This window comes from Solwaraspora sp. WMMD406 (genome assembly GCF_029626025.1).
Taxonomy (GTDB): domain Bacteria; phylum Actinomycetota; class Actinomycetes; order Mycobacteriales; family Micromonosporaceae; genus Micromonospora_E.
In genome coordinates, this window is record NZ_JARUBF010000001.1 from 6,204,801 (window position 1) to 6,219,240 (window position 14,440).

10 protein-coding genes and 1 pseudogene are annotated in these 14,440 nt (G+C 70.8%); 5 read left to right on the plus strand and 6 right to left on the minus strand.

What is annotated here, in order from left to right:
- Window positions 1–48: 48 nt before the first annotated feature.
- The 4 genes and pseudogenes from O7632_RS27555 (at window position 49) to fxsT (ending at window position 8,010) form a co-directional block, all read left to right on the plus strand.
- Window positions 49–1,089 (plus strand): MoxR family ATPase, encoded by a 1,041-nt coding sequence (locus tag O7632_RS27555; protein ID WP_278118491.1) that lies wholly within the window; start codon window positions 49–51, stop codon window positions 1,087–1,089.
- Window positions 1,089–4,613, plus strand: coding sequence for a tetratricopeptide repeat protein (locus O7632_RS27560; RefSeq protein ID WP_278118493.1), 3,525 nt, complete (start codon window positions 1,089–1,091; stop codon window positions 4,611–4,613). Before O7632_RS27555 ends, O7632_RS27560 begins: the two co-directional genes overlap by 1 nt.
- The gene (locus tag O7632_RS27565; RefSeq protein ID WP_278118494.1) at window positions 4,610–4,903 is read left to right on the plus strand and encodes a hypothetical protein; all 294 of its coding nucleotides are present in this window, start codon (window positions 4,610–4,612) and stop codon (window positions 4,901–4,903) included. Before O7632_RS27560 ends, O7632_RS27565 begins: the two co-directional genes overlap by 4 nt.
- A gap of 572 nt (window positions 4,904–5,475) precedes the next feature.
- Window positions 5,476–8,010, plus strand: a pseudogene (gene fxsT / locus O7632_RS27570) (FxSxx-COOH system tetratricopeptide repeat protein).
- A gap of 68 nt (window positions 8,011–8,078) precedes the next feature.
- On the opposite strand, the gene O7632_RS27575 reads toward fxsT, so the two are convergent.
- From O7632_RS27575 to O7632_RS27595, 5 genes are all read right to left on the minus strand, one after another.
- Complete coding sequence (locus O7632_RS27575; protein WP_278118495.1) at window positions 8,079–9,626, minus strand: chloride channel protein; 1,548 nt, start codon at window positions 9,624–9,626, stop codon at window positions 8,079–8,081.
- Between the two features lie 236 nt (window positions 9,627–9,862).
- The gene (locus tag O7632_RS27580) at window positions 9,863–10,351 is read right to left on the minus strand and encodes a hypothetical protein (protein ID WP_278118497.1); all 489 of its coding nucleotides are present in this window, start codon (window positions 10,349–10,351) and stop codon (window positions 9,863–9,865) included.
- A 130-nt stretch (window positions 10,352–10,481) separates the two neighbouring features.
- Window positions 10,482–11,105 (minus strand): GNAT family N-acetyltransferase, encoded by a 624-nt coding sequence (locus tag O7632_RS27585; RefSeq protein ID WP_278118499.1) that lies wholly within the window; start codon window positions 11,103–11,105, stop codon window positions 10,482–10,484.
- A complete protein-coding gene (locus O7632_RS27590; protein WP_278118501.1) occupies window positions 11,090–11,452 on the minus strand; it encodes a hypothetical protein in 363 nt (120 codons plus the stop codon). The genes O7632_RS27585 and O7632_RS27590 overlap by 16 nt, the downstream gene beginning before the upstream one ends.
- Complete coding sequence (locus tag O7632_RS27595) at window positions 11,449–11,685, minus strand: hypothetical protein (protein WP_278118502.1); 237 nt, start codon at window positions 11,683–11,685, stop codon at window positions 11,449–11,451. Before O7632_RS27595 ends, O7632_RS27590 begins: the two co-directional genes overlap by 4 nt.
- 156 nt (window positions 11,686–11,841) lie before the next feature.
- Between O7632_RS27595 and O7632_RS27600 the strand changes: the two genes are divergently transcribed.
- On the plus strand, window positions 11,842–12,882 hold the full coding sequence (locus O7632_RS27600; protein WP_278118503.1) for an NAD-dependent epimerase/dehydratase family protein: 1,041 nt from the start codon (window positions 11,842–11,844) through the stop codon (window positions 12,880–12,882).
- Here O7632_RS27600 and O7632_RS27605 read toward each other — a convergent pair.
- Window positions 12,868–14,310 carry a helix-turn-helix transcriptional regulator gene (locus tag O7632_RS27605; protein WP_278118505.1) on the minus strand — a complete coding sequence of 481 codons (1,443 nt, stop codon included), beginning with the start codon at window positions 14,308–14,310 and terminating at the stop codon, window positions 12,868–12,870. The two genes, O7632_RS27600 and O7632_RS27605, sit on opposite strands and share 15 nt — an antisense overlap.
- Window positions 14,311–14,440: the final 130 nt, after the last annotated feature.

A 14,440-nucleotide genomic window follows, 5' to 3' on the forward strand; every position in this document is an offset into this window, starting at 1 on the left:
GCTCAGAAGGGAACGTGACCGGTGATGGACTGGTGGATCTATCAAGGAGTGCCAGAGCCCCACACCGGTATTCGGCGGTTGCCGCCACCACCACCGTGGCGGGAGTTCGACGGTGGACCACCGGTGCCGCTGCCGCCCGGCGAGGACCAGGCATCGCAGCGCCGCCTCGGCGACCTGCACCGGGCCGTCGCCTACCGGCCCGACCCGACCGACCTCGACCTGATCAACGCGGCGTTGTATCTGCGCCGGCCGCTGCTGGTCACCGGACGGCCGGGGATCGGCAAGTCCACGCTCGCCGCCTCCATCGCCCACGAACTGGCGCTCGGGCCGGTGCTGCGCTGGCCGATCAGCAGCAGATCGACCCTGGCCCAGGGGCTCTACAGCTACGACGCGGTCGGCCGGCTGCACGACGCCGGTCTCGCCCACCGGGGCCACGACGGCGGCGGGCGCCGGGGCCACGACGCCGACCAGGGCGGTGAGTACGGCGGCGAGGCCACGCCGAGCGCCGACATCGGCCGCTACCTGCGGCTCGGCCCGCTCGGGACCGCGCTGCTGCCGTACGAGCAGCCTCGGGTGCTGCTGATCGACGAAATCGACAAGGGCGACATCGACCTGCCGAACGATCTACTCAACGTCTTCGAGGAAGGCGAGTACGCCATTCCCGAGCTTCGTCGGGTGGCCGTCGACCAACCACGGATCCGGGTGCAGATCGACGGCAGCGACGAACTCGTCACCATCGAAGAAGGCCGGGTCCGCTGCCGGTCGTTCCCGATCGTGATCATGACGAGCAATGGTGAACGGGACTTCCCACCCGCGTTTCTCCGTCGCTGTCTCCAGCTCAAGTTGCGGGAACCGAGTCGGGAACACCTGGCCTCGATCGTCGCCGCGCATTTCGGTGCCGATCTGCTCCGGGAAAGCGACCAACTGGTCGACCAGTTCCTCGCCCGCCGCGATCGCGGCACCTTGGCGACCGACCAACTGCTCAACGCGATCTATCTGACCAGCAACATCGCCGCCGAGGACGGCCGCAGCCGCGAGCAACTGGCCGAGCTGCTCTTCGTCAACCAACGCACCAATCCCGACTACTGATGACCATCTCCCGGCTGCTGCGTCTGCTGCGGGACGCCGATGTCGACCCGCAGCCGACCGCCGTCGCCGACGCGCTCTGGCTGGCGCGCTACCTGCCCGACCCGGCCGGCGGGGACGCCCCCGGACCGACCGGGCAGGACGTCGGACCCGGGCCAGGCTCACCGGACGCACCACGGCGCGGTCCGGACGCCGATCCGGTTCCGGGTACGGTCGCGGCCGCCGGCACCGTCTCCGCCGACGAGCGTGACCTCGCCGTGTACGCGGTGGAGTCGGCGGCGGATCCGGGCCGGGAGCACCTGCTCGAACTGCGGGCACCGGCCGCGTCGGCGCTCCCCGGTGCGCTGGCGATCAGTCGGGCCCTACGGCCGCTACGCCGTACGGTCGCCGACCCGCACCGCATGGAGATCGACGAGGAACGGACCATCGAGGCCATCGCCGAGACCGAGCTGTGGCTGCCGCTGTGGCGGCACGGGCAGCGTCGCTGGCTCGACCTCCGCTTGGTAACCGATCTACACACATCGATGGCTGTCTGGCACACGCTGGTCGACGAGCTCATCACCCTGGTCCAGGGACTGGGCGTGTTCCGCGACGTCCGGACCGGTGAGTTGTCCGCCGGGACCGACGGCCGGCTCAGAGTCACCGGCGCCGCCGGGCACGACTCGGCCCGCCAGCCGCCGCCGGCCGGCGGCGGCAGCCTGGTCCTGCTGGTCAGCGACTGTGTGGCGCCTTACTGGCACGACGGTTCGGCGTACCAGCTGATGCAGCGGTGGGGTCGGCGAGCGGCGGTGGCGGTGCTGCAGCCCCTGCCACAGCGGCTCTGGCCCCGAACCGGTCTGGTGCCCGAACGGGGCAGGCTGGCCAGCCGGGGTGCGCCGACCGGGCCGGTGACGAACGCCGATCTGCGCTTCACCCCGTACCGCTGGCGGCCGGACCGGCGACTCGGCAGCGAGTTGCCGATCCCGGTGCTGGAAATCGAACCCGACTGGTTGATCGGCTGGACGCGGCTGCTGGCCGGCAGCGGCCGGACGGACGCGATGATCACGCTGCCACCCCGGCCGGGCGACGGCGACCGCCCGCCGACGGCCGCCGATCCGACCCGCACCCCGATCGACCGGGTACGGACGTTTCAGGCCACCGCCAGTCCGCAGGCGTTCCGGCTCGCCACCTATCTGTCGGCGGCACCGACCACCCTGTCGGTGATGCGGCTGGTGCAGCAGTCGGTGATCCCGGTGTCGCGCCCCTGCCACCTGGCCGAGGTGCTGCTCGGTGGCCTACTGGCCCGTGTTCCCTCCACCGACACCGAGCTGCGGTTCCGGTTCATGCCCGGGGTACAGGCACTACTCAGCCGGTCGTTGCTGGTCAGCGACCTGCAACGCATCCGCTACCAGATCTCCGGATTCCTCGCCGACCAACTCGGCATCAGCATGCGGGAGTTCACCGCCGCCGTGTCGGCGCCGTCCGGCACCAACGGCGCACTCGGCGTGGAGTCCGCTGGTCGGCCCTTCGCCGCCCTGCCGGCGCCCGTGGTGGCCCGGCTCGGCGACCGGTTCCGGGACCTGGTCGAGCCGATCCCGGACTCGCCCATCGACTCCGGCGACCGTTCGCCGGACAACGCGGGCCCGCCCGCCGGCGATCAAGACACCGACACCGACACCGACGCACTGGCCGACCGACGGCGACAACTGGCGGATCTCCTCGACCGGATCCACCGGTGGGACGCCGAGGTCATGGACCGCGTCGGCGCCGCGCCGGCCGGACCGACGAACCGGCCGGCCGGTGAGCTCGGGCCGGTGCTGGACGAAGCGGTCTATCTGCTCCGGGACCTGATCCGTCGACGGCGGCCGCCACCGGGAGCGACCCGGGAGCTGGCGGCCCTGTTGCGCATCCGCTACGAGATGGCCGGCGAACCCGCCGACCTCACCGAGGCGCTGAGCCTGATCCAGGATGCCCTGGACCGCCGGTCGCCGCCGGCCCAGGTCCCGCCGCAGACCCAGGTCCCGCCGGACGATCAGGTCCCGCCGTACGATCAGGTTTCGTCCCGGCCGGCGGCGGAGACCGACGTCGTCGCCGAGGCGGCGCTGATCAGGATGGCGCTTTTCCGCCGCGACGGTCGGGCGTCCGATCTGACCGAGGGAATCCGGCTGGCCCGAGTCGCGGTCGCCGCGACCGCCGAGGACGGCCCGATTCTGATCCGCCGCCGGATCGCCCTGGCGGAGGCACTGCTGACCCGGTTCGCGGCGCTGGCCGCGCCGGCCGACCTCGACGAGGCGTTGGCGATCTACACGGCCGAGCGGGACCGCGCGCCGGACACCTCCCGGGTGGAGCTGCTGGCCCGGATCGCCGACCTGCACCGGGTGCGCTACCGACGGGGTAACGGCCGACGTGATCTCGACGCGGCGATCGCCGCCACGCGGGCGGTGGTCGCGGCGCGCGGCAAGGCACCCGGCTCCGCCGCCGACACGACCAGCCTCGCGGAGCTGCTGCACGAGCGGTTCGCCGTCACCGGTGACGAAGCGGACCTACGAAAGGCGGCCGACCTGTACGCCAGCGCCGCCAGCCTGGCCCCCGACGCCACCGACCGGGTCCGCGCGGTACGCGGCCGGGTCCGCGCGGTGGCGCAACTGCTGCGCCGCGACCCCGACCCGGACCGGCACGACCCCGACCCGGATCTGCTCGACGCCGACCCGGATCTGCTCGACGCCGTGATCGCGGCCGGCATGTCCGTGGTGGAGCCGGCCACAGCCGACGATCGGCAGACCGTGTCGCATCTCGACACGATGGCCGGCCTGCTGGCGCTGCGGGCAGGTCGACGTCGAGAGCGACACCGCGACGACCGGTCCGTGGAGATCCGGCTGCTGCGTCACCTGCTCGATCTGGTGCCGGTCTACCATCCGAAACGGCCCGACTACCTCTACCGGCTCGGCGTCGCGCTGCAGCACCGCTACCGCGACGGCGGTGAACTGAACGACCTGTGGGAAGCCGGTGAACGGTTCCGCACCGCTGTCGAGTTCACCCCCGCCAACCAGCAACCGACGGCCCGCTATCTGGCCGCGTACGCAGAGGCACTGGCCATGACGGGTGAACAGTCCGGCAACCGGTCCGATCTGGAGCGGGCGCGCCGGGTGATGCAGCAGGCGATCCACGCCACCCCGAGCCTGGACGCGGCGCTACCTCAGCGATCATGGCGGTTGGCCGAGATCCTGCTGGCCCTCGGCCAACCCGGTCCCGCCGCCGACCGGATGCGGCTGGTGGTCCAGGAGTTCGCCCGCAGCCGGGGTCCGGACGACGAGGAGACCCTGCGGGCGCGTACAGCGTTCGGCCGGCTGCTGGGCGACCTCGGCCGGTACGGCGAAGCCGCCGACGAACTCACCTCGGTGGTCGACGTCCTGGTGCAACGGCACGGGCCGGACCATCCGGCGGTGCTGGCGATCCGGCGCGACGCCATCCGCGCCGGCCAGCGACGCGACGATGGTCAGGACGACGTCCAGCACGATCCACGCCAGGCGGGAGGGAACGATCCTTGAGCGACACCGGTCCGCCGTCGACCGGACGCCCTGACCCGGCGTTGCACACGATGTTCGAGGCGGGTGACGACGGACTCCGGTCAGCCGTCCGCCTGCTGCTGGCGGACGCCCGGTCGGCGCGACATCCGGCGGTACGCCATCGTGCGGCGGATCCGCAACCGTTCTCCCCGTTCGACAACAGCCTGACGGTGCCGCCGGGGCGACCCGCCGCGTGGCACCACGGGAACGGTCCGGATGCCGACCGCGCTCCCGGAACCGACGACGCACCCGAAAGCGGATACTCGACGTAGCCGCGATTGCGCGCGGCGGTGACAATTACGTAGGGCGAACCCCGATTACCACCAAAGCGACCTGATCCGTTGTCCGTCAGAAAGTCCATACCGCCCGTGGAAAGCGAGCCGCTCCGATGACCGTTCCCGCCGAGGCCCGTACCGGTGCCGATTCGTCCGCGCCGGTCGTGGTGCTGCACGCCGGCACCGATCGCGCCTGGGCGGAATGGATCTCCGAACAGCTCGGCTGGGCCGGCCTGACCACCGGGTTGACGATGCTCGGCACACCGATCGCGGATACTCTGGCCGACTACCTGCCCGGCGTCGCCAAGGGCGACGCCACGCTGCTGGTCGTGCTCACCGAGGCGCTGGTCCAGCTGAGTGGCAAACCGACGGCGGATTGGTCCGAGCAGCTGCTGGCGCTGCGGGCCGCCCGCCCGGGCCGGGTGCTGACCGTTTCCGGTGGCGGGCCCGGCGTACCGCTGGTCACGCCCCGCTCGGCGCTGCTCGGCGTACCGGAGGAGGATCCGGCCCGCCGGCTGCTGCTGGCCTTGTTCGACCTGCCCGCCGACCAGATCGGTCCACCCGCCCCGATGCTGGGCGCGGCCCGCTATCCGCTGCGTCGCCCCCGCTACTGGAGCCCGCACATCCCGGCGCGCAACCCGCACTTCTCCGGGCGCGACGACATTCTCGTCGATCTACGGGAACGGCTCAGCGGCTACGTGACAGCGGTCGTGCCGAGCGCGGTGCACGGCACGGCCGGGGTGGGCAAGACCCAACTGGCCATCGAGTACGCTCACCGCTTCGCCTGCGACTACGACCTGGTGTGGCTGGTGCGCTGCGAGCAGTTGGCCACCGCCCGCTCCGACCTCGCCGCGCTGGCCGCCTATCTCGACATCCGTACCAGTGACGATCTCGGAGTGACCGCCGACGCGGTCCTCGATGCGCTGCGACGCGGCGAACCGATCCGCGACTGGCTGCTCATCTTCGACAACGCCGGGTCGCCCCAGCAGCTGCGCCGGTTGCTGCCCAGCGGTGGCGGCCACGTGCTGGTGACCTCCCGCGACCAGCGGTGGCAGGCCAGCGTCGACGCCGTGACGCTGGAGGGATACCGGCGTCCGGAGAGCCTGCACTTCCTGCGCCGCCGGGTGCCGGGCATCTCGGCCGAGCAGGCGGTGGCTCTCGCCGACGAGCTCGGCGACTTCCCGCTCTATCTCGACGGGGCGGCGGCGCTGCTCAGCACCACCAAGATGCAGGTGAAGGTACTGCTGGAGCAGATCCGCCGGTACCCATCGAAGGTCCTCGGTCGGGCGCCGGTGCCGTCGTACGAGCATCAGCCGGTGACGATCTGGACGATCGCCGTCAACCGACTTCGGGAGGAGCGGCCGGCCGCCGCCCAGCTGCTGCGGCTGTGCGCCTTCGTCGGACCTGAACCGATCTCGCTCCGCCTGCTCGCCGGTCAGGCCCTCGGCGGAGACCCGTCCGAGCATCTGCCGCCCCCGCTGCGCGGCGAGATCGGCGACCCGATGAACCGCAGCGAACTCCTCGCCGAGATCGGCCGGTAGGGGCTGGCGAAGCTGGGGCAGGGCGAGAGCGGCGAAACCCTGCAGATGCATCGGCTGATCCAGTCGTTCCTGCGCGACCAGCTCTCCCCCGCGCAGGACGCCGAATACCGCGCCATCGTGCACCAACTGCTCGCCGCAGCCGACCCCGGCGATCCCGACCAGCCGGGTAACCGGGCCCGCTACGCGGAGATCCTGCCGCATCTCGGGCCGGCCCAGGTGTCGACATCGACCGACCCACGAATCCGCCAACTGGTCCGACACATGGTCGGCTACCTGGACGGACGCGGCGAATACACCGCCACGGTGGAACTGGCACGGGCCGCCCTGCCCGGCTGGACCGACCATCTCGGTCCGGACGCCGACGACGTGATCGCGCTGCGGGTGATGCTGGCCAACTCGCTGCGCAGCCTCGGCCGCTACGCCGAGGCCAAAGAGCTCGACGACGGCAGCCTGGACCAGGCCCGGCGCAGTCTCGGTGCCGGCCACCCGACCACACTGGCCGTCGCCAACGGCCTCGCCGCCAGCCTGCGCCGGCTCGGCGACTGGCACGCCGGTCTGGCCCTCGACGAGGACGTGTTGGTGTTGAGTCGGCAGCTGCCCGAGGGGCACCGACGCCGGCAACTCGCCACCCACAACTACGCGGTCTCGATGCGGATGATGGGCCGGTTCACCGAGGCGTTGGCGGTCGACGAGCAGACGCAGGCCGAGCTGCGACAGCGGTCCGGCGGGGTCGACAACGCCCACCTGCTGTTCTCCGCCAACAACCTGGCGCGAGACCTGCGGGAATGCGGTCGCTACCAAGAGTCGGTCGAACTGCAGGAGGACGTCTACCGCCGCTACCGCGAACTGCTCGGCGAGGACCATCCCAGCTCGTTGCGGGCGATGAAGAACTTGGCCGTCACCCTTCGCAAAGTCGGACGGTACGCCGACGCCCGCGACCTGGCGCAGGCCAGTTACGAGCTGCACCGGCGTCGACTCGGGCCGAAGCATCAGGAGACACTGGCCGCCTCCACCAACCTGGCTAACGACCTGCGGATGACCGGCGAGCTGTTCGGCGCGCGGGCCCGGGCCCAGGACGCCTACGAGGTCCTCGACCGTACGGCGGGCGAACGGCACCCGTACACGCTGGCGGCGGCGACGAACCTGGCGATCGCGCTGCGCCGTACCGACCAGCTGGAAAAGGCCAGGGAGATCACCGAGCGCACCTATCGCCTCTTCGGCGAGGTGCTCGACCCGGCGCATCCGTACACGCTGGCGTGCGGGACCAACCTGGCCAGTGACCGGCAGGCGACCGGTGACCGGGACGGGGCCTGTGAGCTGGGCACGGAGCTGCTGGCGATGTCGCGTAGGGTTCGCGGCGACGCCCACCCGTACACCTTGGCGTGTGCGATCAACCTGGCCGCCGATCTGCGGCTGGCCGGCGATCACGCCACCGCCCGTACGTTGCAGGCCGAGACGGTGCAACGCTACGTCGAGGTGCTCGGACCGGAACATCCGGAGACGCTGGCGGTCAGCACCACCCGGGAGCGGATCGACTGCGACATCGAGCCACCGCCGACCTGATCACCGCCGACCCGCCCCCGCCTGGTCTGGTCTGGTCTGTGAGTGAGCGGCATGGCCGGGCCGGTCGGTCAGGTGGCGCGGTCGGTCTCGGGCCATTCGGCCGGGGTGCGGGCGGGCGGCACCGATCCAGCGGTACGGATCTCGTCGCTCCGCCCGGCCACGACGTGCCCGTCAACCGGCTGGCCCTCCAGCGGCCGGCCGTCGATCACCCGTATCGCCAAGGGCTTGTCCGGTGTGGACTCGGTCGATGCCGGCCCGACCGACGTCGGCTCCGGAAGGCCGGATTCGGATCGGTCCCGCAGTTGGCTGCGGTAGAGCGTGCTGTCCCCGACGATCAGGGCGGCGAGGGCGGTGGCCGCCATCGCCGGCAGCAGTACGGCGGTGCTGCCGGTGGTTTCGGCGACCATCACCGTCAGCGCCAGCGGCGCGTGGATGATCGAGCCGAGACAGGCGGCCATCCCGACGAGTACGAACGGCACCGGTGACTCGGTCGCCAGGCCGTACGGCTCCAGCAGCCGCCACAGTGCGGCACCGGCGGTTCCGCCGATGACGAGGCCGGGACCGAAGATGCCGCCGGAACCACCGGACGCCACCGACAGGGAGGTGGTCAGGATCTTGACCAGCGGGATGGCCAGCACCAGCCACAGTGACATGCCGAGAAGTGCCCGACCGTCCAACATGTGCTGGGCGGTGCCGTAGCTGGTGCCGAGGATGTCCGGGATCGCCAGCCCGATCACGCCGACCAGCAGGCCGCCGATCGCCGGGCGCAGCAGCCGGGGTATCCGTAGCGTCCGGGTGACCAGCCGGGAGGCGAAGACGGCGGCGGTGCCGTAGAACACGACGGCGTAGAGCCGGGCGAGTAGTCCGGCGAGGACTCCGATCAGCGGCAGTGCCAGCCACAGCAGCGGATCGGCGCCGGTGACGCCGTCGACCATGCCGAACAGTGGGTCGAAGCCGTGGAACAGGCCGAACACCCCGAACGCCACCGCCGACGAGATCAACGCCGGGACGATGACGGCGGCCGCGATGTCGGCACGGTAGAGCAGTTCGGCGCCGAGCAGCGCGCCGGCGAGCGGGCTACGGAAGATCGCGCCGACGCCGGAGGCGAGTCCGACAGAGACGGTGATACGGGCCTGTTCCGGTTTCAGCCGGCTGACCCGGGCCACGATCGAGCCGAGCGCGGCGGTGATCTGGGCGATCGGTCCTTCGCTGCCGGCGGATCCGCCGGATCCAATCAGGATGGCCGAGGCAAGCATCTTCACCGCCGGGACCCGCGCCCGCATCCCGGTGGGGTCGTGGTGTGCGGCGTGAATGGCGGCGTCGGTGCCGTGGCCACTGGTTTCCGGCGCGACCCGCAGGACCAGCACGGTCGCCACCAGGGCACCGGCGGCGACCAGCAGTGGCAGCACAAGCCAGTGTGGACTGCCGATCGCGGGTGCGCCGCCGTCGCTGGCGAGCTCGGCCGGGTGGTAGCCGGTCAGCTCGACCAGCAGATAGCGGGTGGCGACGGTCAACAACCAGAAGAACGCGGCCGCGGCCAGCCCGGACAACAGCCCGGTCACCAGCGCGACCGGAATCCACAGGCGCAGCGACCGCCCGATGCTGAGTTCCGCCACGGCTCTCCTCGCCATGTCGATCCGGACCCGTACCCCCCGGCCCGGCCGACCCGCTGCTCCCCGCCGGTCCGCGCGGCCGGGAGTTCGCGCCCGCCGGTGACGCGTCGCCGTTGGCGCACAGTGATGCTATCGGTTCGCAACGTATCTTGGGGCAACCCGCCGTTGACCAGCGACGACAGTTGTCACGCCCACGGCCACCCTGCCCGGACGGCGGGACGAGACACTTCTTCGATTCGTCAGCCGTTCGTGCCGTTGGCGGAGCCGACCACCAGGAAGGTGTTGTCGGGCCACACGTACGAATCGGCGTCGTCCGGCTCGGCCGGCCGTACGAAGACGATCCGCACCAGCCGGGGCCACCAGCGGGTCGGCTCCGACCAGGAACACTGGACCCGCCGCTCCCCCGTGTCGGCGCAGTCCCCGACCTGCTCCCATCCGTCGAGCTGACCGGCGACCCCGGACCGGACCTGGTCCCAGGTGGCGGCGGGCGGCAGGGCATAGGTGTCCACCCGGGGAACGCCGCGTGCGGTGCGCAGATCGGTGAATATCTCAGCTGCCCGATTGTCGACGACCATTGTGTATTCGCCCTCGGGCAGCACCGTCGACGCCCCGACCGGTGCCACGACGGGCACCGGCTCACCGGCGGCGGTCCAGCGCACCCCGGCCGCCACCGCCGCCGCGCCCAGGACGACGAGGATCACCCCGGCTATCGCATGGGAACGTCGCATGGCCGGGAGTCTACGAAACCGGGGCCAGCTGGCATGGCCCGTCGGTCGAGTCACATCAGCGCCTGCTGTTGCCGGGCAGCCGACAGCCGGCAGTAAGCCGGTCAGGGCAGCAACCAGCGATCACCCTGGTTCAGCCGACGCGGAGTGCGGCGGCCATGGGTGGTGGTGGGCCGCCTCGACGCATCGACCACAGCGGCGGGCCGCCGGCCGGCAGGTTGGCCTTGCGTACGAGGTGGTAGCCGTGGCGGGTGTAGAACGCCTGGAACCGTGGGCTGCTCGCGTCGACCACCGCCGGCATGGCGATCCGGTCGAGCCGGATGTGGTGCGCGGCGAGCAGCGCCGCCCCGATCCCCCGGCCGCGAAACCAGGGTGCCGCCGCCAGGAACGCCAAATGGTGGTGCCGGCCGACCGGCTCTAGCTGCGCGGCGGTGGACGCGTAATGCGTGTACGGGCCGTGCCGGTCACCACACGCCCGCAACCGACGCCGCAGATGCTCCGCGCCGACGAGCCGATCGGCCGGATGCGGATACCAGATCGCCACCCCGTCCCGGTCGCCCGCGACGTCAACGATCCCGTGCCGTACCCCGAACTCCAGCTCGGCGGTGAAGAACTGGTGCATCGTCAGATAGCGGATCGCGTAGTCCCGCATCGACCAGGCCACCACCGGGTCCAGCACGCACGACTGCGCCAACAACTCGGCCAGGGGTTCGACATCGGCGGCGGTCGCCGCCCGTACGGTCAGCACGGCCGCCACGTCCACACCAGGAACCGGTCGAACAGCTCCGCCGCCGTCACGTCGGGCAGGTCGAACGCCGCTTCGGTCATCCGCTCCACCGCGTACGTCGCCAACCCGACCGGCCCCAACACGGCCGCCAACTCCGACCTCGCCACCGGACACGGCCACAACCCGCCGCAGCCAGCGCACGACCAGGACGGCCGCACCGCCACATGACCACCACCGCCGCTGTCGGCCGCCGGCTCCGCGCCGGTCACATCGCGGTACGCCGTAGCGCCGACCGCGCCGACCACAAGCTCCCCGTCATGGCGTACGACCAGCACCCCACCACCACACTCGGCCAGGTCCCGCAGCATCCGTTTCACCGCGCCGACCGCCCCCGGTAGACCCCGCCACCGGCCGACGACGGACCCGACCGACCCGCGTCACCGGGCCGGCCGGTCGGGCTGAACCGCATCGAATGCCGAGGCGCGCACTCCGGACACCGCAACGTCGCCCCACACCCCGGACACCACCGCTGCTTCAACTTGAAGGTGAAGAAGCCAAGCATGAATCCAGCAACTATGCCCATCGTCGTGAACACCAGCAGTCTTGCCACAGTCGTCTCCCGCAAGGTCGAACGGACACGGATCACGTGCCCACTGAGCGAACTCGCCCGATCTCCTTGTCGGCTACGGCGTCGCGGCGACGGCAGCAATCGGCTGACACTCGGGGCACCGCCGCTGTAGATCCACTGGTGCGCCATGATGAGGAAATGCGGCTGCTGATCCTGGGCGGAACCTGGTTCCTCGGACGCCACCTGGCCGAGAGGGCGCTGGCCGCCGGCTGGGCGGTCACGACCTTCAACCGGGGTACGTCATCGGCCGATGTACCAGGGGTCTCCGCTGTTCACGGCGACCGAGAGAACCCCGACGACCTCTACCGGCTAGCCGAGCGCGGGCCGTGGGATGCCGTCATCGACACCATCGGCTACGTACCGAACCAGGTCCTAGCCGCCGCGTCGGCGCTCGCCCCGGTGGTCGGGCACTATGTCTACCTCTCTACTGTCAACGTCTACACCGATTGGCCCGACCAGCCGCTCGACGAAGACTCACCGGTCTTCGACTGTCCACCTGACGCCGACGCCAACTTCGGTGCAGACCTCGGCTACGCTGGCCAGTACGGCGCGCTCAAAGCCGGCTGCGAGCAGGCGGTGACAGCGGCGGTCGGCGTCGACAAGGTAACGATCCTGCGCCCCGGCGTGATCCTCGGCCGCTACGAGTACGTCGGCCGGCTGACCTGGTGGCTCGCCCGCGCCGCCCGCAGCGGCCAACTACTCGCACCCGCGCCGGCGACGCGACCGATCCAGCCAATCGACGTACGCGACGTCGCCGACTTCGCCCTACGCTGTGCCCACCTCGGCACATCGGGCGTCTTCAACGTCACCGCCCCGCCAGGCCATGCCACGTTCGCGGATCTGGTCACCGGCTGCATCGTCGCGACCGGGTCGGACGCCGACCCGATCTGGGCTGACCCCGCCTGGCTGATCGCCCAGGGTGTTGAGCAGTGGACCGGGCTGCCGTTGTGGCGGACACATGCAGGAGTCTGGGCGGTGGACAGCACACGCGCGCAGGCTGCCGGGCTGCGCTGCGCACCGCTCACGGAGACGATCGACGACACCTGGGCCTGGCTGACCGAGGGTGGCAGCTGGGTCGTCGGCGAAGGCGAAGCGGCCCGCGCCGCCGACCACGGCCTGCCACAGGATCGCGAACGCGAACTGCTGGCCGAGTGGCGGCGCAGCTCAGACGCCAGGTAGCGCCGGAAGTGCCGGCCGTGCGGCCACGAACGCTTCGGCCCGGTCGACGGTGGATCGGGCGATCGAGCTGTCACGCCACCTACGGTCGTTGAGTGAGCCTCGGAGACTGTCGATCCGGCCGATCAGCCCGGCGCGACGCCACTGCGGCGGCATCGCCCACACAGGCGTGAGCGTCGGCTCCACCGCGTCGAGTTGCCCACCGAGCAGCAGACAGACCGCCAAGTCGACGCGGGCCTCCGCCACGACCGTAGGCCACTGCGCCTGGGTCGCCGCCGCCAGATCGACCGCACGTCGCGCCGCGTCGGTGGCCTGCGCGACCTGGCCAACCTGCAGCAGCGCCGTACCATCACAACGGGCCTGCTGCTCGACGGTGAACCCGAACTCACCGCCAACGAGGTCATGCAGTTCGTCACGACCGGCCTGGCTGCGGGCGTCCGCAGCGGTGGCGATCGCCGTCATGACCGCGTCAGCATTTCCCCGGTAGGCCAAGGCACGAGCAAGGACGCTGTACGCACGGACCCGCGCGACACCGGCCGGGGCGAGGTCGGCGGCGGCCTGTGCGTACTGAACGGCATCGTCGACTTGACCGGTCCAGTAGGCGATGGTCGCCTGCATCCCTCGGGCGTAGGCACATGCACCAGCGTGGCCAATGATCTCGCCGTAGGCGTAGGCCGCTCGGGCGTACTGCATCGCCGGTGACCACAGACCGAGATCAACACTTTCGCTGGCCAGCAACGCCGCCGCCTGGGCGACGATCAGGTACAACTCGGTCTGCTGCGCCGGCCGGCGGGTGTGCTCCAGCAGACGCACCGCGAGATCACGGATCCGAAGGGTCTCGCCGACGATCTGCTGCAGCTCCAACTCCGGGAAGCGCCGCGCCAGCCGGCTGGCATCGTCGCGCAACTGCTCGATAGCAACATCTGACACTGCCAATGCACCTGCGTTCAAAGCATGTTCACGGGTCTCGTGCGCGGCCTGCACGATCGATCGGACGGCTCCGCCCTGACCAGGCTCCGGCGGTGTCTCCGGAATCACCTCGGCCGGGAACCGGCTGGCCATCTGATCAACCTTACGCCGGCGGTGCCGCGACTCGACACGGTCAAACGCCGCCAGCAAGTCACCACCGGCGTCCAGCAGCTTGTCCGCACGCTGCCAGAAGTCGCGTGGCGCCCGCTGACGACCGGTCTCCACGTTCGCCACACTGCTGCGGTGGTAGTGGATCACCGCCGACAACTGATGCTGCGTGTAGCCGGCCGCCTGCCGCAACACCGCCAACCGATGACCCAGCGCACGTCGCACCCGCAAAAGATCATCGACCGCTGACTCTTGATCAACCCGACCCTCGGACATACCTAAATAATCTCGCATCCGCCGCCCTACGTAGAGACGCCGGTTGTCAACATTTTGTCGGAGGGCTCCGAAGATCACCTACACAGACCTTGGACCTATATGGTTTCCCCAAAGCTTCGTGACCAAGCCAGGCGCCCACACAGGTTCGCCCTGATCGAGTCATCCCGGATTCGAGAATTTGCGATACCAGGGAGAACGCTTGGGCGCG

Coding starts and splice junctions, on each gene's coding strand:
- O7632_RS27560 (WP_278118493.1), top strand. CDS start 1,089: ATGACCATCTCCCGGCTGCTGCGTCTGCTGCGGGACGCCGATGTCGAC.
- O7632_RS27580 (WP_278118497.1), bottom strand. CDS start 10,351: ATGCGACGTTCCCATGCGATAGCCGGGGTGATCCTCGTCGTCCTGGGC.
- O7632_RS27600 (WP_278118503.1), top strand. CDS start 11,842: ATGCGGCTGCTGATCCTGGGCGGAACCTGGTTCCTCGGACGCCACCTG.